The 24,096-nt window shown below is 49.7% G+C and carries 26 protein-coding genes and 1 other RNA gene; 8 read left to right on the top strand and 19 right to left on the bottom strand.

The features are described 5' to 3' along the window. Positions 1-19 precede the first annotated feature (19 nt). Positions 20-535 (top strand): tyrosine-type recombinase/integrase, encoded by a 516-nt coding sequence (locus KNQ09_RS03020; protein WP_214857315.1) that lies wholly within the window; start codon positions 20-22, stop codon positions 533-535. A gap of 95 nt (positions 536-630) precedes the next feature. Here the strand turns inward: KNQ09_RS03020 and KNQ09_RS03015 are convergent, their stop codons facing one another. Together KNQ09_RS03015 and rnpB are read right to left on the bottom strand one after the other, a co-directional pair. Next, on the bottom strand, positions 631-1,776 hold the full coding sequence (locus KNQ09_RS03015) for a THUMP domain-containing class I SAM-dependent RNA methyltransferase (protein ID WP_029341397.1): 1,146 nt from the start codon (positions 1,774-1,776) through the stop codon (positions 631-633). Between the two features lie 111 nt (positions 1,777-1,887). Then, positions 1,888-2,261, bottom strand: an RNA gene (rnpB, locus tag KNQ09_RS03010) — RNase P RNA component class B. Positions 2,262-2,395: 134 nt separating this feature from the next. Here rnpB and KNQ09_RS03005 point away from each other — a divergent pair. Then, positions 2,396-2,839, top strand: a complete 444-nt coding sequence (locus KNQ09_RS03005) for a hypothetical protein (RefSeq protein WP_041255063.1) — start codon at positions 2,396-2,398, stop codon at positions 2,837-2,839. Between the two features lie 47 nt (positions 2,840-2,886). On the opposite strand, the gene KNQ09_RS03000 is transcribed toward KNQ09_RS03005, so the two are convergent. From KNQ09_RS03000 to KNQ09_RS02985, 4 genes are all read right to left on the bottom strand, one after another. After that, complete coding sequence (locus tag KNQ09_RS03000; RefSeq protein WP_214857314.1) at positions 2,887-4,230, bottom strand: S8 family peptidase; 1,344 nt, start codon at positions 4,228-4,230, stop codon at positions 2,887-2,889. Between the two features lie 49 nt (positions 4,231-4,279). Beyond that, the gene (locus KNQ09_RS02995) at positions 4,280-4,693 is read right to left on the bottom strand and encodes a hypothetical protein (protein WP_050677067.1); all 414 of its coding nucleotides are present in this window, start codon (positions 4,691-4,693) and stop codon (positions 4,280-4,282) included. A 59-nt stretch (positions 4,694-4,752) separates the two neighbouring features. Beyond that, positions 4,753-5,445: a hypothetical protein gene (locus tag KNQ09_RS02990; protein ID WP_029341394.1), complete on the bottom strand. Its 693-nt coding sequence runs from the start codon at positions 5,443-5,445 to the stop codon at positions 4,753-4,755. Positions 5,446-5,514: 69 nt separating this feature from the next. Continuing rightward, a complete protein-coding gene (locus KNQ09_RS02985) occupies positions 5,515-6,510 on the bottom strand; it encodes a potassium channel family protein (protein WP_251138081.1) in 996 nt (331 codons plus the stop codon). A 68-nt stretch (positions 6,511-6,578) separates the two neighbouring features. Here KNQ09_RS02985 and KNQ09_RS02980 point away from each other — a divergent pair, with 68 nt between their 5' ends. The 3 genes from KNQ09_RS02980 to KNQ09_RS02970 all read left to right on the top strand — a co-directional run bounded on the left by KNQ09_RS02980 (position 6,579) and on the right by KNQ09_RS02970 (position 8,032). Continuing rightward, positions 6,579-6,806 (top strand): DUF1659 domain-containing protein, encoded by a 228-nt coding sequence (locus KNQ09_RS02980; protein ID WP_023467919.1) that lies wholly within the window; start codon positions 6,579-6,581, stop codon positions 6,804-6,806. Between the two features lie 36 nt (positions 6,807-6,842). After that, a complete protein-coding gene (locus KNQ09_RS02975) occupies positions 6,843-7,049 on the top strand; it encodes a DUF2922 family protein (RefSeq protein WP_029341392.1) in 207 nt (68 codons plus the stop codon). Positions 7,050-7,138: 89 nt separating this feature from the next. After that, complete coding sequence (locus KNQ09_RS02970) at positions 7,139-8,032, top strand: hypothetical protein (RefSeq protein ID WP_023467917.1); 894 nt, start codon at positions 7,139-7,141, stop codon at positions 8,030-8,032. A 101-nt stretch (positions 8,033-8,133) separates the two neighbouring features. Here KNQ09_RS02970 and KNQ09_RS02965 read toward each other — a convergent pair whose 3' ends face one another. The 5 genes from KNQ09_RS02965 to KNQ09_RS02945 all read right to left on the bottom strand — a co-directional run bounded on the left by KNQ09_RS02965 (position 8,134) and on the right by KNQ09_RS02945 (position 12,177). After that, positions 8,134-9,204: a hypothetical protein gene (locus tag KNQ09_RS02965; RefSeq protein WP_214857310.1), complete on the bottom strand. Its 1,071-nt coding sequence runs from the start codon at positions 9,202-9,204 to the stop codon at positions 8,134-8,136. Positions 9,205-9,216: 12 nt separating this feature from the next. Then, positions 9,217-10,035 carry a hypothetical protein gene (locus KNQ09_RS02960; protein WP_214857308.1) on the bottom strand — a complete coding sequence of 273 codons (819 nt, stop codon included), beginning with the start codon at positions 10,033-10,035 and terminating at the stop codon, positions 9,217-9,219. Continuing rightward, positions 10,032-10,712: an ABC transporter ATP-binding protein gene (locus KNQ09_RS02955; protein ID WP_058712861.1), complete on the bottom strand. Its 681-nt coding sequence runs from the start codon at positions 10,710-10,712 to the stop codon at positions 10,032-10,034. The genes KNQ09_RS02960 and KNQ09_RS02955 overlap by 4 nt, the downstream gene beginning before the upstream one ends. 220 nt (positions 10,713-10,932) lie before the next feature. Further along, entirely contained in the window at positions 10,933-11,355 is a 423-nt protein-coding gene (locus KNQ09_RS02950; RefSeq protein ID WP_055967405.1) for a hypothetical protein, read from the bottom strand. Between the two features lie 147 nt (positions 11,356-11,502). Next, positions 11,503-12,177 (bottom strand): CPBP family intramembrane glutamic endopeptidase, encoded by a 675-nt coding sequence (locus KNQ09_RS02945; RefSeq protein ID WP_064300108.1) that lies wholly within the window; start codon positions 12,175-12,177, stop codon positions 11,503-11,505. A 107-nt stretch (positions 12,178-12,284) separates the two neighbouring features. On the opposite strand from KNQ09_RS02945, the gene KNQ09_RS02940 reads away from it, so the two are divergent. From KNQ09_RS02940 to KNQ09_RS02930, 3 genes are all read left to right on the top strand, one after another. Then, complete coding sequence (locus tag KNQ09_RS02940; RefSeq protein ID WP_023467911.1) at positions 12,285-12,968, top strand: lytic transglycosylase domain-containing protein; 684 nt, start codon at positions 12,285-12,287, stop codon at positions 12,966-12,968. 15 nt (positions 12,969-12,983) lie between these two features. Further along, the gene (locus KNQ09_RS02935) at positions 12,984-13,565 is read left to right on the top strand and encodes a DUF1643 domain-containing protein (protein ID WP_064300109.1); all 582 of its coding nucleotides are present in this window, start codon (positions 12,984-12,986) and stop codon (positions 13,563-13,565) included. Between the two features lie 105 nt (positions 13,566-13,670). After that, entirely contained in the window at positions 13,671-14,471 is an 801-nt protein-coding gene (locus KNQ09_RS02930) for an SMI1/KNR4 family protein (RefSeq protein WP_064300110.1), read from the top strand. Positions 14,472-14,546: 75 nt separating this feature from the next. Here KNQ09_RS02930 and KNQ09_RS02925 read toward each other — a convergent pair whose 3' ends face one another. The 8 genes from KNQ09_RS02925 to KNQ09_RS02890 all read right to left on the bottom strand — a co-directional run bounded on the left by KNQ09_RS02925 (position 14,547) and on the right by KNQ09_RS02890 (position 24,043). Next, positions 14,547-16,922, bottom strand: a complete 2,376-nt coding sequence (locus tag KNQ09_RS02925; protein ID WP_214857305.1) for a glycoside hydrolase family 31 protein — start codon at positions 16,920-16,922, stop codon at positions 14,547-14,549. Between the two features lie 153 nt (positions 16,923-17,075). Continuing rightward, entirely contained in the window at positions 17,076-18,599 is a 1,524-nt protein-coding gene (locus KNQ09_RS02920; protein ID WP_214857303.1) for a cardiolipin synthase, read from the bottom strand. A 111-nt stretch (positions 18,600-18,710) separates the two neighbouring features. Further along, positions 18,711-19,832, bottom strand: coding sequence for a GTP-binding protein (locus KNQ09_RS02915; protein ID WP_214858544.1), 1,122 nt, complete (start codon positions 19,830-19,832; stop codon positions 18,711-18,713). A 477-nt stretch (positions 19,833-20,309) separates the two neighbouring features. Continuing rightward, positions 20,310-21,194: an alpha/beta fold hydrolase gene (locus KNQ09_RS02910; protein WP_214857302.1), complete on the bottom strand. Its 885-nt coding sequence runs from the start codon at positions 21,192-21,194 to the stop codon at positions 20,310-20,312. A gap of 19 nt (positions 21,195-21,213) precedes the next feature. Next, positions 21,214-21,660, bottom strand: a complete 447-nt coding sequence (locus KNQ09_RS02905; protein WP_214857301.1) for a DinB family protein — start codon at positions 21,658-21,660, stop codon at positions 21,214-21,216. Continuing rightward, positions 21,653-22,171, bottom strand: coding sequence for a GrpB family protein (locus KNQ09_RS02900; RefSeq protein WP_214857300.1), 519 nt, complete (start codon positions 22,169-22,171; stop codon positions 21,653-21,655). The genes KNQ09_RS02905 and KNQ09_RS02900 overlap by 8 nt, the downstream gene beginning before the upstream one ends. 101 nt (positions 22,172-22,272) lie before the next feature. Continuing rightward, a complete protein-coding gene (locus KNQ09_RS02895; protein ID WP_214857299.1) occupies positions 22,273-23,010 on the bottom strand; it encodes an acetoacetate decarboxylase in 738 nt (245 codons plus the stop codon). 13 nt (positions 23,011-23,023) lie between these two features. Beyond that, entirely contained in the window at positions 23,024-24,043 is a 1,020-nt protein-coding gene (locus tag KNQ09_RS02890; protein WP_214857298.1) for a ketopantoate reductase family protein, read from the bottom strand. Between the last annotated feature and the right edge of the window lie 53 nt (positions 24,044-24,096).

The following is a 24,096-nucleotide window of genomic DNA, read 5'->3' as shown; positions in this document are numbered from 1 at the left end:
GGTGCCTTTTCTTACTGACATGAAACAGAACATATGTACGCAAGAGGAGGAATCAACATGGCAACAATCAAGAAGAATGAAAAGACAGGACTCTGGTGGTTTTCGTCTCTCACTCGGGACAGACGAACACGTCAAACGGATTCAAGCCTATTTTTCTAGCAAACGAAAGCAAGAGGTCGAGTTTTGGATCGCGGAGAAGATGACCTATCGACGAGACGGGACGATTGGGAATGTCGTACAGGTACGGACGATGGCGCAACTGTTCGAGGTATGGCTTGAAGACCACATCCGCCCGACGAAAGCCAAGACGACTTATCATTCGTATCAATCAATCGTCAAACAGATTCCGGAATGGTTCACGAAGTTGAAGGTTGATCGCGTCAAAGCGATTCACGCCCAGCGCCTTCTTGCTGATTGGAGCCGGACGTCGTTGAAGGCTTCGACGATTAATTCTCGTCGCGCCATTTGGATACGTACGCTCACGTATTGCACACTTTGCAATACGATACGGCGACGCAATTCGAACAGCTTTTGAAACGCAAAAAAACCGCTCAACAGAGCGGTTCGTGAGGAAATTCCCGTTTTTCACATCAAGTGTGCAATGGGATTTCTGTAAGTGCTAGAAATGGCTTAAGCCTGCGGACGTTTCCGGCGCAAACCATAGTACTGATAGAACTGAACTTCGATGTTCCCGTTGTACAGCTTTCGGCGCTTCGTCGCTGGGCGACCGTACGCTTTTTCGAACTCAACATACGACGTGATCATATAGACGCTGTAGTATGGGAATTCTTTGTACGCCGTTCCAATCTTGCGGTAGAGCTGATGAACTTCACGTGCGTCCTCGAGACGCTCCCCATACGGTGGGTTTCCGATGATGACACCGAAATCTTCCTTCGGTTTAAAGTCTGCTGCGTCACGCTGCATGACGTTGATCGCATCGCGGACGTCTGCGAGTTCTGCGTTTGTTTTCGCGAGCTTGACCATCTCTGGATCGACATCGCTTGCGTAGATCTTCAGTGGTTTGTCCCACTCTGCTTTTTCGTTCGCTTCGTTGATTGCGTCGAACCACGCCTTCTTCGGAATGCATTTCCATTCCTGTGAGACGAACTCGCGGTTGATCCCTGGTGCGATATTACGCCCGATCATCGCTGCTTCGATCGCAAGCGTACCTGAACCGGTGAAGACGTCGTAGAGCGGCATATCCGGCTTCCAGTTCGTCAGCATCAGCATCGCTGCTGCCATCGTCTCTTTGAGTGGAGCGGCCGAGTGGAACTCACGGTAGCCACGTTTGTGTAACGCGTCGCCAGACGTATCGATCGTTAATGTCGCGATGTCTTTTAACAAAGCAACTTCGATCGGATAGCTCGCGCCTGTCTTCGGTAACCATTCCGTTCCTTTGTTGTACTGTTCTTGCATGTGCGAGACGATCGCTTTCTCGGTGATCTTCTGGCAGTCACGAATCGAGAAAAGCTTCGACTTGACCGAACGACCGTTGACGATGAAATTCGCATCCCACGGCATCAATTCGTGCCATGGCAGTGCCTTGACTTGATCGAACAATTTTTCGAATGTCGTCGCGCGGAACTCGGCAACGACGAGTTTGATGCGGTCCGCTGTCCGGAGCCACATGTTCAAACGGGGAATGTCCTCCATCTCACAATCGATGTAGACCTTTCCGTCCTCGACCGTACATTCATATCCTAACGCACGGACTTCTTTTGCGACGAGCGCTTCGATTCCCATCGCCGCTGTCGCGATGACTAAGCGTTTTGCCATATCGCGTTCACTCCTTTATCGTTTCTTCCACTGTATCGTTTCATTGCAATAAAAAAAGAGCCCAGGGTGGACCTGGACTCTCGTTCAACTTAAAAATAACAGCCTATGTGGTCCTGTAAGCCATGTTCTGTTCCTTAGTGTTCCAAACGGTTTGACCCTCACACGCAGGCGACAATCATCTATCTCCGTATTTGCATACGCTCTCCTTCGCGTTCAGTTCCGCTCCGGAAATTCCCCTACCAAATTTGGGTTTCTCGCTCGTGGGGTTTACCTCGTTCCACCTTCATGGTTTCCCATGAAGCTCCGTCACTGTGGCACCTTCAAGAAGTTTCGGCCATATCCGAAGACTTAGGCGTTCCTTCTGCCGTCAGCTTGACGCTGCCTACACTTATCTTTTTGTGTAGCACGATCACTACAGCCATCGCAGGCTGTGCGAGCATGGACTTTCCTCAAAGCACCGAAATGCCCCGCGATTGTCCGAACCAACATAGTCACTGCTTATGAGTGTAGCGTAGATGCCGCTTTCCTGCAAGAGGCAATTCTCGTTTTATAATCGAAAAAGTTGCGTCTCTGCCTCATTTCACGGTATAGTACAAGAGTTCAGAAGGGGGCATGCAGCATGAAAAAACGACGCTCTGGTACGAACCGGCGAACGGTTCGCAAGTTGACATTCCTGATCGAGATCGATGAGATCAAGGCACTTCATCTGCGAAACGGCATCTTCGCCTTCTATCGTCAAGGAGAGCTCATCCACGCGTTCGAGCCGTTCAACGTCAAGGCGCCCGATGCACTCTCAAAACGTAGCTATCATTTCGATCAACACGATATCTTGCTTATGAACGAACGGTTCCCTGAGCAAATCCCGTTGTATGATAATGCGATGACGTTACGCTCTTGGGCCGACCAGGTCGCTTATGGTTTATACCAATTGATCGATTCCAGTCGCCTGTCGTTCGTCCATGAGGATGACACAGGATACAAGATGGAAGCGATGATCACGTGGACTGGAGAGGCATTAACGCCTCCGACGCCCGTCTATAAAAAAGGAAAAGACCCGAAGTAATCTCCGGGTCTCGTACAGCGTTTCTCACTAAGTGGGAGGCGCTTTTTTTATTTCACTGTCAGGAGTCGTTCGACGGTCCGCGTATGGCGTCCGCCTGTCGTCGTAAAGACGAGCTTGTAAGACCCCTTCTCTTTCAACTTATACGTAAACTTATGGGTTCCATTTCTTAAATTCGATTGCGTGAACGTTTTGACGACCTTCCCGTCCTTATAGAGACGTGTCGTCGTCTTCGCACTCGCGTACTCATCGAAATAGAATGAAAACAGCTGATTCGGCTTGACCGTTGACGGCAACGAGATCTTCGAGATCGGTGCCGGTAACGTCGCCAAGATTCCGGCGTTCAAGCGACCCGTTCCGTAATGCGACTTCGTATCGCCTGATTTTTTCGTCGCTGCCGCATATAACTTACTGCGCATCGTCGTGTTCGAGACGAACGGATTCTTCGATTTCGCGAGTGCCAGTACACCGCTGACGACTGGTGTCGCCATCGACGTTCCGTCCAAGTAGCCGTATTTATTCCCGACGATCGTCGAGTAAACCCCTTCACCCGGCGCCATGATGTTGAGTCCTTTGCCGTAGTTCGAGAACGTCGAGGCACGACCGAGCGTCCCGACCGATCCGACGGCAACGACTTGACTCATCGAGCCTGGGAAAAGAACTTTCCCCTTCCCGTCGTTTCCGGCTGCACCGACGACGAGGATGTTTTTCGCTTCTGCTTTTTTGATCGCGGACTCCATATATGGATCGTATTCATATTGTCCGAGCGACAGATTGATGACATCTGCACCCTGCTCGATGGCATACAAAATACCGTCGCCGATATCGATCGACCCGGCATATTCTCCGTCAAAGACATCCGCCCCAATCAGTTTGACACCAGAAGCGACACCGACGATCCCTTGACCGTCTTCACGCGCCCCGACAATCCCCGCGACGTGTGTCCCGTGATCATCTGGTTTGCGAATCCCGGAAATCGTCGTCGTTTTATAGATGACATCCTTGAACTCGCGGTGTTTCGTATCGATCGCGTCATCGATGATCGCAACGCGAACGTCCGATTTCCCGCGACTGTACTTCCAGTAAGCCGGAATCCGTGACTGATCGAGGTACGTTTGCTGGAACTGGGCAGAATCCGTTGCTTTTTTGACATCCGTGATCGGAATCAAGTCGGCGTCGATATCCTTTTCTTCGAGGTGCGCAAGGGGCTCGACGAGTGAGAATCCTTTTTGTTTCAGAGCACGAATCTCGGTCAACCCCTGATTCGCCAACCATTCTTGTTTTTGTTGTTCTGTAAAGGTTGGGTCGTATTGTACATATTGAGACTGCGCGAAAGCAGACGTTGGCATGGCGACGATTGTCGCTAGCGTGAGTAGTGCAAGTTGCTTTTTCATGGGAACCCTGCCCTTCTCTGTTTACGCGCCGACCGAAGAATCGTCTGGACTAAAGCGGAACCGTACCGTCCGGTTCTTCGCTGACTTCAAAAGGAATGATCTTTCCGATCGTCACGTAAGCATAATAGCGTGCAAGGACCGCACGCCAACGCGTTGCATCGATACCCGTCAAATCTTCACCTAACGGGGAACCGTCGAACGTCTCGAACTGTTGGCAAAAGAACGCTTCTTCATCTTCATGCCACGTTACTTCTTCGCCGATGAACCCGGTCGAAAAGCGGACGAAGTCCGCAATCGAGGGTCCGATCACTTCTGCCGGCAAGCGTTCGCTCATCCGTCCGACTAGTTCGTACCGGTCACGTTGTGCTTGTTCCGCTTCTTCAATCGAATGACACAGCAGCACTTCACGATTTATTTCTACTAACACGACATAGTCACCACTCGGTAAATTGACGTGAATCATCCCTACACCCCTTGGATTGGATTCGTGCGGCTTCTAGGTGTCATTTTTTCTTCGATAATTTATAATGTCCATTTTCGATCAAATGTTAATTCAATCGGCTCGTTATCTTTCGACTTTAACATAACGACCCGTGTCGTTTCAATTTGATCGACGAGATCCGCTTGACGAAGAGACTGAATTTCCTTCGATGAACCGGCTTCAATCCGGTCTCTGTACGGGGCAAGCAACTCTTGTTGATTGCTTGCGAGTGCGTACCAGGCAAGACGAGCGAACGGTTCATCCTTTGCTGTCTCGAGCGCATAGCTCTCGAAGATATCTGGAAGATAACTGCTAAATTGATCGAGGGCGTCAATCCGTTCTGCGACATCTAAAATCGTCAACCAGCTCGGGAGTGACAGCAACGATTCACTTGACCACCAGTCGAGTAAATCAACATGTTCTTTAAGTAATTGCTGCGCTTCTGGACGATCGATCATATGTTGTAGGGTCTGGATGAGTTCGTTCCAGGCAAGTGACCAATATTCCTCTGACGGATTAGCTGAGAGGAAGAATTGACGATAAACCGTCAGTAGTTCCGAAACGTCCGTTAATGGTTCGACTTCCAATCGTTGATTAAAACGACTAACTGCTTTTGTAAAATAACTTGGTTCAAGCGTCAATGCCATATAGAGTAATTTCGGTGCATTTTTAATTTCGCCTTGATCGACCGTCTCGAATAATTCTTGAATCCATTCTGGTTGTGGTTGTGTCATAATCCTTTTCCTCCGTTTAGTAAATTTGTTTACTATACCCGAAAAAAGATTAGTTGAATCATGCCCGACCTAAATTGCTCCGATTCGTTGGGCGGTTTCCTCCGAACATAAGACAATCAGCGTTCCATTTTTCGGAATCGTTTCGTCGAGACGTTGGTTCAAATCAAGCCGCTTCCCGTCAGATAAAATCGTCACCCCTTCTTCCAGCAAAGCATGAAACGCATCGCGGTATGTCGCCCATTCCGGTCGTGTCGAAATCGAGAACATTCCCTCACCATCCTTCGTCAATAAGTTCGTCACGACTTTCGTTACGCCAGGATGGTGGGACGCGAGGATCGCCATCCGGGCAATCGTCTCGTCACCAAGTAACACTTCATCGACCTTGACCTGTTCGAAGCTGTCGAGGTGTTCTTCAAGCATCATCTCGACGATCGTATAGATGTTCGGATTCGCCCGTTCGATGCTTGAAGCGATTAACAGTGTCCTTCCGTCAGCGTGGACCGGCGGAATCGAATGATCCGCGAGGACGATCGCGCGGACCGCCTTTTCGATGTGTGCTCGCTCAAGCGTCGACGTCAGCGCCGGATCACCACAGACGTAATGGAACCGGGGGTGACTGAATGGCTCTCGCTCTAGGTCGTCGACGAGGACGACATCCGTATGTTCGAGCAATGACTCGATGACGTGCTTCGAACGCCGACTGTAACCGAAGACGACCGTATGCCCTGTTTCCTTCACTTGTAACAACCCTCTTTCCTTTTGATTACGAATCAACTGGACACCGTCGACCAGTTTTGAGATCAATCCACCGACGATTCCGATCCCGAAGATGAACACGAAGATCGTCAGAATCCGACCGGTATCCGAGTTCGGGAAGAAGTCACCGTATCCGACCGTGACGACGGTCGTCATCGTCCAGTAGACGGCGCGGAAGTAGGACCCGAACGTCTCCGGCTCAAGCGCATACATGATGCCCGCGACACCGAAGACGAAAATTAAGGACGCATACCCGAGCGTCCGCATCCGTAGAAACGAGACTTTTCGTAAAAAACGTAACCAGACCATGTTTTTTTCATTCCTTTCGAACAATCCGGTCTCTTCCCCTGTCAATAAGGGCGAAGGAGGTGATACACATGACACAAGCAGAAGAGATCAAGACGAGTCTCGTCATCGTCTTCGAGCGTAAGGACAAGGTGACAGCGAACGGTGATGCCGTCGTCGCTCGCCGCCGCTACAACGGCTTACGTTCGAATCTTCCAGCAGACGTCGTCGCTTCGATCGGGCAATCGATCGGTAGCTTACTCGACGGACGCTACGCGCTGACGGAAATCAGCCGTGACTACGCTTTACTGAAGGCATAACCCATCCTCTACATTTCATGAAAGGAGTGACCATTGATGGAACATACGATCGTCCTGACGTTCGATACGGTGACGAAAAAACCGTATCGCTTGCGCATCGCTGGTGCGAAGGAGAATGCGACCGTGGCGGAGATCAAAGCAATCGGTGACTTGTTCGTCGCCCATGACCCGTTCATGAACGGTGTCACACGTCTCGCGTCCGCCGAATTGCAAAACAGTTCGGAATCGGCATTCGTCTTGTAAGCTTTTTCAGTCCATCGTCACGGGATTACGTGACGATGGCTTTTTTTTGGTATACTAGAAACATCAACCAGCTGAAAGGAAGTCAATTTATGGCCAAACGCCCACTCACTCCTCGCGAATGCGAACTCGTCGTCTGTAGTCTCTACGTAATGGAACTCATCCCGTTCGAAGGCATCATGGAACGTCTCGAATCCATTACGCTCCGAGACATCATCGGCCCCGTCGCACGTGGTGAATCGACGCGGGAGCAAGCTGCTGACGCGCTTGACCAGTACATCAAGGTCCGACGTCGCCGGTTCCGCAACGTCCCACCGGAACATCTGTGGTCGCTTGACGACCGGATTGAACAAGAAGCACTGCGGATGATCCGCAAGCGTTCGCCGCTCTCGGCAGGAGAAAAGCTCCAGCCGAAAGCCATTCCTCATGAAATGGGGGATACGGTCGAGATGAAAGTGACCGAAATCCAGGATCGCAACAACAAAGTGACCTTGATCGGGAAAGTCGGAAACGTCACGGCGAAGCTCCCGGTCGCGAATCGTCAAGCTTATAAGGGCAATAAGACGATCTCCGCCTGGATCACGGGTGTCGAGAAAAAACCTGCCTTACTTCATCTATCGACATCCGACTACGGCAAACATCAGCCGTCGGAAGACGTCAAGGCAGCGTATGCGACTGCCGTCGCCGCGTTACGTCGCTATTTCGAGACGAACGAGCTCCCGACGACCGAAGAAGTCGATCTCGCAAAATCACTGTTCCAACGGATGATCCGTCGCGATCAGAACGATTGGTTCACGGTATACGTCGCGATGGGTCGCCCGCAACTCGATCACGTCCGGCGCTGGGTCAAAGTCATCCAGATGCTCGCCCGCTCCCTGCGCGGGGACGAGGAAGCAACACAACAACTCGCTTCGCAGGAAGATCGTTTCTTCAAGGATGCCTTATTGCGTGCCTGTAAAGCGGCAGAGAAAAACTTCACGTCTTGATGCTTTCGCCTTAGGACGCATTGATTCCTAGTCAAAACGAAAAAAAGAACGCTTCGGACCGGATAACTTTTTCCGGTCCGAAGCGTTTTTTCATTCGTAGATCATTGAATCGCAAAATCATAGATATGCGTTCCTTTTTTATGATTCGCATCTTTGATTTCACCTTGATACATCAGTTGTTCATTCTTCAGATCGATCACAGACACTTGGAATCCTGCGTTCGTCTCTGATGAGAGATAGAGCTGCATCTCGTCCGTCGAATCCAACCAATCGATCTTTTTCAAAACAAGCGGACTGCTTACGCTATGCTCGGATAATCGTTTCGTTTCCAAGTCGAACATCGACCATTCGATTCGTTTCGTCTCCCCTTCCGGCAGACGGAATCCGATTAAATAACGACCGTTCGCATAGGGGGTAAACCCGATTTGTTGCTGATTCAACTCCTTGATGGACTGAACGCTTTTTCCGTCATCGAGGAAATAGGACTGCTTAACGTTTTCATCTTCGCTGTCGGACTTTTGTTCCGTGTAGACGATTTCATTTCGATAAATTGCTAAGAATTGACGAGAGTGTTTAGGTGCTATAGGTTTTTGAAGAATGATTTCTTCGACCCGATCGCCTGCTAAATCAAGCACAAGGAGTTTCGTTTCCATGGGCTGATCGACACGATCAAGTTGAACATAGACCTTCATCGCCTGTTTATCGACGACACTTGCTTGTAAATCCATCCCCGTCTCAAATTTCGTATCATACTGAAATGTCTTCTCGAACATTTCCTCTGTCTTGAACGTAAACATCTTAAATTGCAGTTTATTGTGTTTAATCTGAATCGCATATTCCGATTGCCCATCCTCACTGACATTTGTTTCCATTTTCGTCGTGAACTCATAATATTTGTCTGGTAAATCCGTCACTCTATCCTTACGGAATAGTTGTCCGACGTAAGAGTTTGACTGTTTTTCGATGTCTCCATTTGCATTGGCATCATAAATCGTCGAACGCATTCCTTTCGTCTGTAAACGTAAATTAAAATTTTCTACTTGCGAAGATTTCCCACTGATGGTCTCGAGGGAAAAGTCTGCGCTTTTGATTGACAGTGTATAGCCGATGTAGCTTCCGATTGTTATGAAAATGATCAATCCATAGATCAGGAGTTGTCGATATCGCTTCATGAAGTCTCCTCCTTAAACGGATAGTCGCGTCTGGACTAGCATCAGATTTTTGTATGACACATATAACGTTAATAGTACGACGTATCCGAAATAAAATTGCATATGCAGTTGACTCAGGTTGCTTGAAATAGCTGACAATGCTAAGCCTAAAATGATATAACCACCAATCAGCGCAATCCCGTGTAATCCGACGATCAAGAACGCTTTTCCTCTTCGAAACGATCGTTCAAGTAAAACTGTCATGAAAACGAACGAGATGACGATGAATGTCATCAGTAAGATGAATAAAATGTCAGTTGGGTACATCGTATAGAACAACTTCATGTAGAAGGAGTATTCGTTGATGCTGGCTGTGACCTGTTGAGCATCTGGCAACAGCCATAAGTAAAGATTGCGACTAAGTAACAACAACACCCACTGAATGCCGATCAAACTCGTAACGACAAGTAAAAGTGCCGTCATTTTCGATGCAACAATCGCCCGACGTGATCCCGGTAACAATAGTAGTCTGTAGATGTATTTCGTCTCGCCCACCCAGTCGCGATACCATATCCAGAACGCGAACAAGACGATCATTCCCATTGCTAATACAATGATTGAATCGTAAAAATCAATCGCTTGTGCAAATGTCAACGCACCACCTGCTTGTGCAATTGCGTCCATTTCTGATATTTGCTCAATCCGCATCGTTTTCTCGATCGTGCTTTGATAATCGTAAATCTGATAGAGCAGTGACGCGATTTCTGCGACAATCAATCCTGAAATCAACAACACCAGTAATTTCGTACTTCGTTTCAGCTCTTCATTCGTTAATAACAACCAGCGTTTCATCCTTGATATACCTCCCGCATCCGGTCCTGGACCGATTGATGATGACGGCCGCGTAACTCATCCGTCTCTTTGACTTCGACGATTTTCCCGTCCCGTAAGAACAACACTCGGTCAATCACCTGCTCGACCTCGGCGATCTCGTGAGTCGTCATCAGGATACTCCGTCCTTCCATGAACTCACTTGAGAAAATCCAAGCGATTTGTTCTTTCATGAAGAGATCGATTCCTGCGAGCGGTTCGTCGAGTAATATGTACGGTCGATCGAGGGCGAATCCTAAGACGAGATTGAACTTCGCCTTGTTCCCTTTTGACAAGTTCGCCATTTTATCCGTCGTAAACAGCTGGAACGTCTGCAGCAACCGTTCCGCTGTCTCTTGATTCCAATCTGGATAATGATCCGCCATATACGCGAGCGCTTGTCCGATCGTCATGTAGCTCGGCATCGTCTGAAGATCAGGCACGAACGCGATCTGGTCGCGCGACGTTTTGCCGTCGACCGTCACTGTCCCGGCATCCACCGGAATCAGACCGAGTATCGCTTTTAAAATCGTTGACTTCCCTTCCCCGTTCAAGCCGATCAGACATGTCACTTCGTTTAGACCGACAGAGAACGTCACGTCACGCAAGACGTGCTTTTTTCGTCCGTATCGCTTTTGTAGCCCCTTCACTTCAAGCACTAGACTTTCCCTCCTTGATTATCACCATTGTATTAAGACAATAGTACATCTGTTAACTGTATGGTACATGCCATACAGTCTAGCGTCAACCTGTTTTTTCCTGATGTTATCCAGAAAATGAAAAAGAGCCGGACAAAAATGTCCGACTCTTTCTGTTCGTTGATCTAAAAAAAGAGAGGACGCCCTAATGGACGCTCTCTCTGAACACGTGACTGGTGTTTCAATAAATATCAATCGTCGACTCCAGTGCCCGGCATGTCCGACGAACGGTCGGTAAGAAGTCGGTCCGTTTTGCGACACCGCCTTCAATCTGGACATGCTGAATGCCTTTCGTCCGCTGCATCGCTGTTAAGACGGTGACCAGCTCGATGAACCAGTTCGAGATCAGTTCGACGACCTGTTCGTCAAAAGCGGCAGCACCATACACATCATACCCGTTCTCGCAGAGATGGTTCGGGAAGCGGGCTTTAAACCGATGAATCAAAGTGTCCGTCGTCGGAATCAAAAATTCGTCGTAGATGACACGTTGTTCGGCATCAAGCGTTTGTTCTGTCACACCATCCATCATCAAATGTGGCTGATTGCCGATATTCAATGTCCAACTCGTCTTCTTTCGCTCGCCAGTGGAAGTGATCGTTCGCATGGTTTCATCCATCTCCTTTTGATGTGTAAGCGTTTACCTTCTCATTCTACCTGTCATTTGACCTGTTCTGCAACCGTCAACTTGACCAATTTAAACGATAACTTCGCTTGACATTCAGTCTACCAAATTCAACGCTTTTTGACGATGTCAGGAATTAACATCGTCCTTGTAAACGTAGACGGCAACGAGATCGATCAAGACATGGATGATGATCAGCGGCCAGAGCGTCTCGAGCGCTAGATACAAGTAGCCGAATCCCGCTCCGATCAGTCCTGTCACGAGAATCGCGAACCACCCTTGATAGCGATGGGCAATCCCGAACAGGATGGCACCGATCCAGACGAAGCTGACTTCAGAGAACGGTAAAAATAATCCAAGCGTATGGAAGAGAAACCCGCGATAGATCAACTCTTCCGTCACCCCAGCCATTAGCGCGACCATTTGGAATCCGGTCCGCTCCTCTTTCGTTCGCGGCAGAATCAGTCGCTCCGCCTCACTTTGATAGAGCGGCAATAAACGTTTGCGAAACGCTGGAATGGTCGCTGTCAAAAGCAAGACGATACAGAGAAAGACGATTAGTCCAATCGTCGCGTACCAGACTGGACCACTTGGGACAAAAAACGTCAAGCCGATTTCCGGTAACAGCGTACCGCTGACCAGCGTGCCACCGACGAGTAAGAGACATAAGATGCCGCTCGACTGGACCATCGAGGGGTAAAATTCCTTGCGTGGAACGATCGTCAAATCGACCGGACGGACCGCTGCGATGATTGAGAGGACGACAAGCAATCCGAGTAAAAACCCATTTACGAAGAGATACATGACTTCGACTCCTTTTTTGATTCCACACTCCCGTCACAGAAAGTGCTATTAGACCCTACTAAAATATGATACCATTCAGTGGAATCCTATACAGAGGAGAGAACAATATGCGAAAAGTTTTTCGAATCAGCATCTTGTTCGTACTGTTCGCCCTCATCGTCAGTAGCTTCATCTACTGGCAAAATCGGGAACGTGTTCAAAATGAAATGTATCGTACGTATTATGGACAGCATGGCGTACCTGCCGAGAACATCGACATCTACGAACAAGCCGCGGCACGTTACGGCATCGACTGGAAGCTACTCGCCTCCATCCATCGCGTCGAGACGATCTTCTCAAACTCGTCAGCGATGCAATCGTCCGTTGGCGCCATCGGTCCGTTCCAATTCATGCCGAAAACATGGGTCGGTTGGGGATACGAAGGTGGCACGTCGCTCGGTGACATCGAGCATGACGGCATCGACGTGACGGATCCGGAAGCCATCGAGAAATATGGTGGTCTCGGAGTGGACGCGGACGGCGACGGGAAAGCCGATCCGACGAGTCTCGTCGACAGCGCCCACACGGCAGCGAAATACCTGAACCAACACGATGTTACGAAGACATCAGACCGAGACACGCTCGCGACAGCACTGTTTGAATACAATCGCAGTGAACAATATGTTTCTGACGTGCTCGCCCAATATGATCGTTACCAGCAACACGTCGAGGCGATCGATGCGAACGACCTCGACCTCAAGAAGAAGACACTCGCATTCTTCCTTCGCATCAGCTCACGTTTGACCAATTAAAAGGAGGCACCACCCATGACACCAGCCGATTCTTCCGAACTCTTGATTGAGGAATCGTCGATCCGCGTCCAAACGACGTTTGATCGAGACAAGACGAAACGCTATTTACGTAGCTACATCTTTGACGACATCGTAGAAGGGACGCACGTCGCCGCTTTAATCTACACACCACGGACGACGGACGCCTTTCTCTCTGGAACGACGACACAACGTGCGTACAATTTGATGAAGAAGTATGTCAGTGACCCCGTCAAACAATATGACATCATCAGTTTGATGCCGGACCTGCTCGTCAGCGAGGATCTGCCGTTCGCGCAAGCGAGCTTCGATGAGACGAACTATGAGTTCGTCGCGAAGACACTTGCTGAAGTCAAAGCAAAAAATGGCGTCGTCCTCTGTGGCTGGGGATCGCCTGGTCGACTGATGCACCACCTGCCGGCTTACGAGGATCTATTCAATGAATATGCCGACATCTTGTACTGCTCCGGCATCACGAACAAAGGTGAACCGAACCATCTGCGCTTGACGATGGACGATAGCCCGATGATCACGTACAACGACATGAAACAAAAAGCGAAAAAATTGCGTCGTAAATGACACAATGGACCCTTCCATAACGGATAGGGTCTTTTTTTGAAACATTTCCCATCAGCTTCGCGTATAATCAAGGTCTACATACTACATAGCAAGGAAGGTCATACGATGCCATTTTGGGATAAAGAGTCACAAGAAGAAACGATGATTTCAGTCAAAGAAACAGACATTCAACGAATCGAGCAAGCCGTCAACGGTTCACTCCCCGTCCGTTACCTCGAACAAATCCGGGAACAAAACGGTGGTGCCCCAGAAGCTATGGCCGTGATGGTCGAGTTCAAGAATACATGGTCGGACGAAGAAAGCGGATTGCACCTCCCACTCCGCTCCATGACGTCATTGACATTCGAACGGTATCTGGACGAATTGTCGGTCCTCAGGGAATGGGATGTCGAAGGAAACGTCATGATGTTCGCGGAAGGCGAAGGGAGCTATTTTTGGTACTTCCACTTCACGGAAGCTGCTGAGCCGACTGTCTCGTGCCTCGATATTTCGGATGAGACGACCCATTTCGTCGCGGCGACATATGACGAGTGGTTAACGAAGTTGAGTACCGATGTTCCGGAAGTCGTCATGCCGGATGTCGTATTTCTGACGTTACCTGAAATCAAGGACATTCTCCGTGGAGATGACGAGAACGAAAAACTCCTCGCCTACTCCCACTGGATGATTCTCGATGAAGAACAGGAAGAACTGATCGAAGCGTTCATGACACTGATCGAACGAAACGATCAGCCTGATTTCCTTGGCTCGTATGCGTATTACCTCATGGAAGTCTTGACGAACAACCCGGAGTTATTAGAACAGAAACGAGATGACGTCACAGCCTTGATCCTCAGTAAAGGTGACGATCTTGATGCAGAAGACTTACTATCTTGGATGGATGAAGAGGTAGACGAAGAGTTCTGACCTCAATCAAAAAGCCAGTATTCCTCGTCCATACGGATGACGAATACTGGCTTTTTCGCATGCCTATCCAATCGTTTAAGACAACATCAACTCAAGCAGACAGTCGACGAGATCCTTCTCGAGTTCGAGTGCTTGCAACTGGTGCATCATGTTGACCGGGTCGAGCTTTTGTGACAGCAGACGGTACAAACGATCCTTCAAATCATAGCTGATTTCCGCTTGGTCGAGAAATGCATACAACCGGTCCATCTTATTCTCGTTCGTCGAGATCTCAACTTGGAGCGACAACGTGATCGTATCGGTCACTTCACCCAGTTCAACGCGAAGGGACTGCGTCGCATGATCATAGACGCCGGTGACACTCTCTCCGTCGCGCTGAACGTATCCTTCACGGACTCCACGTAAGATCAACGTAATCGAGCGGTTTTCGGGTAACAAGTTACGGTGTCCGGTTGGTGCCGCGATCGTCAACTCACGTGCTCCCCAGTCGAGCGCAAACGTCGTCTCGACATTGACACCGTCGCGGTGCGCGACACCTGTGCTATCGTCTTCGAACAACGTAAACCGGTTCGATGCTCCCGGGAAGACGACGACTTCGAGATCGTCCGGATTATGCAGGGCATTCGACTGTTCGAGATGACGACCGAGTGGAACAATCGCACCGGCTTTTGCGAGTACGCCTTGGTCTTCGAGATAACGGAACAGACGGATCTGCTTGCCGCCGCGGTATCGGTGCCCATTAAAGAAATCGAACCATTCCCCTTCCGGCAACCACGCTGTCGTCGCCGTCATGTGCAGTTTCCGGTGCATTGGTGTGACCATCGGCGCGACGATCAATTCCGTTCCGAAGTAGAACTGATTCGGAACGTTATATGCTTGATCGTCTTCCGGATGCTCATAATACATCGGTGAGACGAGTGGCAAGCCGTCAAAGTGATTACGGGCATTCATCGTGTAGATGTACGGCACGAGCTGGTGCCGAAGTCGTAAATATTTCTTCATGACGTTCGCCGCATCGGTCGAATAACGCCACGGTTCTTTCCCGTTGAAGATGCTCATCGTACTGTGCAGGCGCATGATTGGACTGAAGACACCGTATTGGAGCCAACGTGTCGATAACTCGTCATCTTTCTCTCCCCGTTGGTGTCCCCCGATATCATGGCTCCACCATCCATAACCGATGTTCGACGCTGTCGCTGTAAAATACGGCTGGAATTGAAGTGATGCCCACGAGATGATCGTATCGCCTGAGAAACCAACCGGATAGCGGTGACTTCCGGGTCCCGCGTAACGTGAGAAGATCAACGGTCGATTGCCATCGCGGGCGATATCGAGCGCGTGATAATGATTGAGCATCCAGAGCGGATCAAGCCCTTTCATCTTCGAGTTCGCGCCCTGCTGCCAGTCGATCCACCAGAAGTCGACGCCATCTGCCTCGTGCGGATGATGCAGCTTCGTGAAGTAGTTCTCGATGAACGTCCGGTCCGAGAAATCAAACGGGATCCGGACATCCGATTCGGGATCGACGCCCATCGCGACCGCCATCGCCTCGTAGGCTTCTTCAAACCCACGCACACCGTCCGCCGGGTGCAAGTTGAGCGTCACCATCCGGTCGTCGTCCTTCAACCATTGTAAGAATCCGCGTGGATCCGGGAATAGATCACGGTTCCACGTGTAGCCCGTCCAGCCACTTCCGTAGCGTTCCGGGATATCGGTGACGTGCCAGTCCATATCGATGACACTGACCGAGAACGGAATGTCTTCCGTCTTGAAGCGCGTCATCAAATCCTTGTATTCCTTCTCGCTATAACGCCAGTAGCGACTCCACCAGTTGCCAAGTACCTGACGTGGTAACATCGGTGTCGGTCCTGTTAGGTGGTAGAAGTCACGCAGTGCCTGTTTGTAGTCGTGACCGTATCCGAAATAATAGATGTCATGCGTCCCGGAGCGTCGCGGTTCGACGAAGTGGTCTTCCGTCAGGACGAAAGCGTTCGAGTCGTCGATCGCCGCGTAACCTTGTCGTGAAAGAATCCCTTCTTCGAGTGGGATGACGCCGTCCGCATGGTCAAGCGTCCGTGCCGTTCCTTTTAACGTCCGGAGCGGTCCGCCGAACGTATAGCGGCTGTAGTAGGTACTGAAGTTCCCTAAGACATCGATATAAAGTGTGTTCGCAGCGAACGGTCCCTTCGTATAATGCAGATGTACGTGCTCGGTGATGATTTGCAATTCTTCCTCGTTTTCGACGATGCGGTAAGCAGGTACCGGAAAATCACGATTGAAGACCGTTTGGGTCGGTCGATCCTCGAACTGTCCATCCGCCGCGTACTCAAGTCGGATCATCCGACTCGTCAAGACCGTGAAACGGTAGACATCTCCTTGGATGATGGCGTCTGGTCGTGCTTGTGGTTTCATGTCGCGCGTGTAGAAATGGGATTCATCAATTGTTCGCATACGGGTTCGGGACTTACGCCCCTTTCACTTCCTTCCAGGCTAAGTAGTGTGCAACCGATTACACATCTAGTGTATAAGAGTTCATGTTCCCACTTCAAGGAAGAATGAACCAAAAAAACGTCCCGCACCTGAAAATCGATGCGGGGCGTTGTGTCATAATAGTGGTGAAATCAAGCGCGAGAGCGACTCAAAAATGCGGAAACGAAGCGGACGTTTGACGTAATCGTTCGATGATAACTGAATCGAGACATCGAAATCAGCGATAAAGTCACGCTCGAGCTGTTCCGTACTTTCTGTGTCGTACAAGAACGCCATCAGTTCATAGTTGAGGACAAAACTGCGAATATCCATGTTTGCTGTTCCGACGGCACCGATCTTCCCGTCGACGAGAAACAGTTTCGCATGGATGAAGTGACGGTTGTACGTGTAAATCTTGACGCCGTCCTTCAGAAGTGGTCCGAAGTAGGACCGGGTCCCGTAATAAGACGTAAAGCTGTCGCCTTTACCCGGCGTCAAGATACGGACGTCGAGTCCGGCACGTGCTGCGAGTCGGAGTAACGTCATCGTCTCATTATCCGGAATCAAGTACGGTGTCGCAATCCAGATCGAACGTTGCGCTGCGATGATCGCGGCAATCAAGGCATTACGAATCGCGGGATCCTTCGAGGTCGGTCCGCTCGTGACGATTTGAATCGCCCCGTCTGACGCCACATCATGTTTCGGGAAGTACTGGTGGATTGACTCATCCCCCGCAAACGTCTCCCATGTATCATCCGATTCGATTTGGGCATAGATCCAGTCGTCAAGAAACGTCGCTTGTAATTCCTTGACGGCCCGTCCTTCGAGCCGCAAATGCGTATCACGCCAAAAACCAAACTTCTTACTCTTACCGTCGTACTCATCCCCGACGTTCAATCCACCGGTGAATCCGACTTTTCCATCAACGACGACGATTTTCCGGTGATTGCGGAAGTTCGCCGTGAAGATGAACAAGGGACTTGAGATTGGGTCATAGGCTGCGATATGCGCCCCAGCGTCGCGTAGCGGGCGCAAGAAGTTCTCACCGAGCATATAACTTCCGAGTCCGTCATACATGAACCGGACCGTCACACCGGCTTCGAGTCGCTCAATCAATGCTTCCCGGATCGCCTTACCTGTCTCATCGTTGCGATAGATGTAGTACTGGATGTGGACGTGATGCTGCGCTTGACGAATCGCCTCCAAAATCGCCGGGAACGTCTCTTCCCCGTTCGTCAGAATGTCACTTGCTGTATGAACGTCCACCCCGCCACCACCAAAGTTACGAATCGTGTTCGCAAGCTTCAAATGATTCGGTGGCAACTCACTGACAGCAAGCGACCGAACTGGACGAATCGCTTGTTTGAGCAATTTCCGTTCGTCATGCGAACGACGATTCCGACGGCGACGCCGTGGATTCCGACCGAACATCAACCAGATGATGACTCCGAGAATTGGTAAGAAAATCAGAACGAGGAACCAAGCGATCGTTGATTCTGCTGTCCGGTTTTCGATGAAAATGATCATGATGACGGCGAGCGGCACGACCGTCGCTGAAATCGTTAAGACATAAAATAAATAGCCGAGTTGATATAGTCCCCAAATGATGCCACCGGCGACTAAAAATACGAGTGCGAATTGTAAAATCCGGTTGCGCACAGATTTTCCTCCTTCAATTAACATACCTTCACTAGTATTCTTTCCCCATTCACTATGAAAATATAACAAAAAAGAGAAACCGCAGATACGGTTTCTCGAAAGATTGACCTCTTATAAAAATGTTTCTTCGTACATCTCGCGACCAGGGATTGGATCATTCAGTGATGCCCAATCCGTTTCGTGTTCCTGGACGAGACACGCATCAAATAGTGCTTCGAGCTTCTCTTGCTCCAGTCCGATGCCGATCAAGACGAGCTCGGTCCGTCGATCCTCATCTGATGCAAAACGACCAGCGTATTCCATGTTCGACGCATATCCTGCCTGATGGAACAGCAATGCCATCTCAGGACGTGTCGCAAGGAACAAGAAGCCTTTTGCCCGGACGACTTCTTGCGGCCAGTCTTCGATCAAGGCAAGCAAACGCTCCGGGTGGAACGGCACGTCGCGCTTGTAGACGAACGAGCTGATCCCATACTCTTCCGTTTCCGGAATATGTTCTTCCGCATTCAACTCACGGATCCAACCAGCACTAGATGCCGCTTGTTCAAAATCAAATAGATCAACATCTAAGATGTCTGCCGGATCGACTTGACCATACGTCGTCTCGATCAAACGGGCAACTGGATTTAATGCCTTTAGATAACCGATGACGGTATGGCGTTCTTCCGGTGTCAGACGATCGACTTTGTTCAAGACGATAATGTCCGCGAACTCGACTTGATCGACGAGTAGGTCGACGACTTCGCGCACGTCTGTCTCATCGACTGCCTGTTTCCGCTCAATCAACGATTCACCGGATTCAAAGTCCTTCAGGAAGCGATACCCATCGATGACCGTGACCATCGCATTGATTTTCGTGACTTGTGATAAGTCGATTGCACTGTCCAGATCTTCGTACGTGAAAGTCTGGGCGACCGGAATTGGTTCCGAGATACCACTCGATTCGATGACGATACCGTCAATATCTCCTTGGTCGACGAGTCGTTTGACTTCAAGTAATAAATCGTCACGTAACGTGCAGCAAATGCACCCGTTCGAAAGTGTGACGAACGACTCTTCCGTCCGCGAGAATCCGCCTTGCTCAATCAATGCCGCGTCAATGTTGACCTCACTCATGTCGTTGACGATGATCGCAAGGCGGCGCCCTTCGCGATTATGTAGTAAATGGTTCAATAGTGTCGTTTTACCGGATCCTAAGTAACCGGATAAAACGGTGATCGATATCGGTTGCATCATCATTCATCTCCCAAAACGTAATCGTTACGTTTTATAGAGTAACTGACTTTTTAACTGACGTCAATCGGAATGATTTCGATTTATTTTGTTCCCTAAAAAAAGCCGATAAGCATCGACTCAAGGAGTAGACCGGGCTGACTCCAAAAAAATGACGCATCTTCTCACGCCCTTTACTCAGGCGAGACACAAGCCAGTTTTCCTGCTTCCTTCAAGCAGGAAAGCGGGTCTTGTTTGTCTCTGAGAGCGCATAATGCGCTTTTTCCTGTAGGAGTGGCGTGTGACGCGTCATTCTTTGTAGATACTGGCTTTAGAGTCAGCTCCGTCAGATATTCCGAAGCACAAGAAAAGAAACTTTTTTTCGCTCGGAATCTCTTCTTAGGGAAATACAAGCAGGAGCGACCCTGCAACGAAGTGAAGCGGCGCGATGCTTGTCCCAGGAAAACGATTCGAGTGAAACGAAAAAGCGTAACCTTACTACTGACTTTGAATCGGTAAATCCCATGTTGTACCAATCAAATTCGTGATCCGTTCCGCTGCCTCATGCGAAAAACCAGCAATCGTGTAATGGTTCGTATCCGCAATCACATGATACATCCCATTCGGTAAACTATCGGCGAACGCAGCGTGAGCCGTATTGATTTGTTCTGTCAATGCCGGATTCAACCAACTTTCCGGCATACCGCCTGCCCAGTTCGAAGCAGATAGGACGAGGACCGGCTGTGTCACGTCTTCAAGCAACGAAAGAATCAGCTGATTGTTCTCCTCGACCGTTTGCCATTCGTCGAGCGTCCCCCGCCAATGTCCAGGTGCCGCAAAATGCCGCCACATCGGTAATTGATCAGCTTCCGGTAAGACACTGAACATCTTTTTGCCGAGACGATCAGGAATCATCCAGGCGATCGGTCGGACGTGACTAAGGAAATAGAGGAATCGATTCCACTCCTCTTGTGTTCGTTCGTACCAGTTCGGTAATGCCGCATCGACATCCGGATGCGACGGATCGAGCAAGACGATGCCGCGTGTCTCGTCTGCAAACAATCGTCCACTTGCGAGCGAGATATAGGCTCCGAGCGAGTGACCGATGAAGACATACGGTCCTTCGACACGAAGCATCCGTAAGACGTCCGCGAGCTCATCTGCTTGATGCGTAAAGAGTCGTTTATTTTTACCACGACTCGACCGACCATACCCGAGACGTGAATATTCAAAGACCCGCCCTCGCTTCAATAATTCAGTTCGTAGCCAGCCCCATTGGTGTCGATTCGACATCATCCCGTGATCAAGGACGAATGTGACGTCCCCACTTCCTGTCAGCCGGGTATCAAAACGACCGGCTGATGTTTCAACAATATATTCCATGTACTACCCCTACTTCCATTCATTCAAATAACGAGATCTCTAGCTCGTATCCAAGGATGTTCAAGTAATCAAATAACTGGGATCGATGATGATAGAGATGCACGGCTGCTTCGATTGCCCAGCCGTTCATCGAGTCGGTAACGCCCCAGTACGTCGGACGCGTCGTAAATCCAGTCGTGACTTTCTTCTGATAGATAGAAAACGCACGATTGATTCGATCATTTAACTGATCGCGTGGGACCGGTTCCGCATAAAACGCATGCATCGCTTCAGCCGTCGCCCCTTCTGCGATCATCAAATCGGCTTCAAGCAACACAGCGAGATGGACGGCGACTTCACCGATGGTCCGTTTCCCAGGGATTGGTCGCGCGTCCCAGTCCTGCGCTTCAATCTTCTCAAACAACGCTTTCGACGTCTTCACACCAACGCCGACATGGCGGATGAGGGCATGTTTCCAGTCAGTCATGTGCATTCCCCCAAGCGATCGCACGTTGTTCGAGTTCCTTGACGAACGCATCTTTGCCGGCGATATAGGCTTCGATATCAAACGGATATGTTGCCGCTAATTGTTCCTTTAATGCCCCGTAAGCAGCGGCTTCTTCTGGATGGGTACGTAAGTAATCCCGGAAGACGAGATGACGCTTGATTTCTCGATTTCCCGTCGCATAGAGATGAATATGATGCGTCCGTTCGTCTCCACCTTTTCGGTAGTACCGACGCCCCGGCATCCCGAATTCACCCTTCGCCTCGTAACCGATTGCTTCCATCTGTGCATCGAACTGCTCGATCCCCTCAAGCGCATCGACGACGGGTAAGATATCGATGATCGGTTTTGCTGCGAGTCCCGGAACTGATGTGCTCCCCATATGATGGATCTGCTTAAGACGTGCTCCGAACACGTCTCGTAACCGGTCCGCTTCTCGTGTATATGCACTCGCCCATTCTGATTGATACGGTAACACAATGACTTGTCGCATGGTCGTTTCCCCCTCTCAATTCAGTATGCCAGTTTTTGGGGTAAAACAAAACGACCATCCGCTTTGGAGGTCGTTTCGTTACACATACTGTTTAATGAGAGTTAATCCTTCAGATAATCATACAGCTTCGCAGGTCCACCAAGTCGGAGATCAGCGATGATATGCTGGGCATCGACGATCTTTCGAACAGGGAAGTCAGCGAGTGGTGCCATGACATGTTCGAACAACTGGAGCCGCGCCGGTCCACGGTACGCTTCTTTAATCTCAAGATCCGTGATTTGACTCCGTGTCAGCTCAGAGATGATCAACTCACCTTGATAGCCACGATGTTGTTTGAGCATGAATTGCGGTGCACCGACGATTGATTGTGCTTCTTCGACCGCCATCGGAACATATTTGTATCCCATCGTCGCTTGGGCGACACGAAGTGAATGGTAGTCAAGCGTTCCAACGAGTACATCATTGTCGAGATAAAGCCGGGGTGAACCATACTTCTTCGGAAACGCAGCTACTTCACGACCAGAGGCGATCGCCGGCTGATTGTTGACATACATCGAGAGGTAAAACTCACCGACCTCCCCTTGATACCGAACCGGAATGACTTGCCCGCACTCAAGATAACTCCCAAGACCCGTGCTATCCGGCATATTGATGATCTCAAACTTGATCTGATTACTCAGCACCTCGAGCGGTTCCGGAACGACTGCTTGTAACGCTTCGATGTCTGTCTCATAGATGATGTTTAAGTATTCCCGATTCCGAAAAAAGATATCGACCGCCGGAAAGACCGGTGCATTGATCGGCGTCGCGACGACGTTCTTTACATCGCTCTGTTTCATTTGAATTCCTCCTTTATGCGTTTAACAATGCGGCAAAGCGTGTGACACTTGTTTCAAAATCAGGAACTGTCTTCGCTATTTGCGCTTCCTCGACGATTTCTTGAATGAGTGAGTTGAACGGTGTTTTGATATCGTACGTGTTGCCGTACATTGTTACGATCCCATTGATGAAACGAATTTCGGTCGGTTGACCTTTTTGTAAGTCCTGCAACATGCTCGCTTCTAAGTCACGTGATCCGTACATCAATTGTGGCACGGTGATCAGTTTTTCATCGATATCGTCAAGTGTTGCGTAGGCTGCCGGCTCAAACGTACTCATCGGCGCGAATGTGATGCCGTGGGCGTGACCGACTTCAACGACTTCCTGCATCGTATGGATCGCTGCCCGTAACAAGACCGTATGATCGAGAACGTCGCCATACGTACCGTTACACGCAGCGGATAACCCACTGAACGTACTATTGATGACAAGTTTTGACCATTTCGTTCCCGGTAGATTATCAGAGATTTCCGTCCCACCGATGTGATCAAGGATTTCCTTCAAGTGAATGATTCGGTCCGTCTTCTTGCCGTCCAGTTCACCGATTTGCATCGCATACGTCTTGAAGTGCTCGTAATCCGATGTCAGACGTGACTCACCTGGTCCGACGTATGTCGCTCCGAACTCGACGGATCCCGCAATGATACGTTCGCGTGGAATCTGTTGTTGAATGAATTCTTCTGGTACACCGTTTTGTAAGGAGACGAGAATACCGTCTTCCTTCAAGATCGTCCGGACTTTCGCCAGGACCGGTTCATTGTAGACCTGCTTCGTCAGCAACAATACGATATCGTACATCTCCGTGATGTCATCCGGATGCATCGCATGGACGGCTTGCGTCAAATCTGGTCCAATGACATGCGCGCCTGTTGTGTTCAGCGCTTCGATATGTGCGCGATTCGTATCAATCAAATCGACATCCTCATACTGTTGACTTAAATAAGCTCCCATGATGGTTCCTAGTGATCCTGCTCCGTAAATTCCGATTTTCATTTCTATCACCTCTGGTATTTACGATATACTGGTTTCATCATAAACAGAAATAT

The organism is Exiguobacterium sp. s191, from assembly GCF_018618955.1.
In the GTDB taxonomy this organism is placed as follows: Bacteria; Bacillota; Bacilli; order Exiguobacteriales; family Exiguobacteriaceae; genus Exiguobacterium_A; species Exiguobacterium_A abrahamii.
Note: the sequence above shows the minus strand (reverse complement) of the source record. Positions and strands in the feature narration are given on the sequence as shown.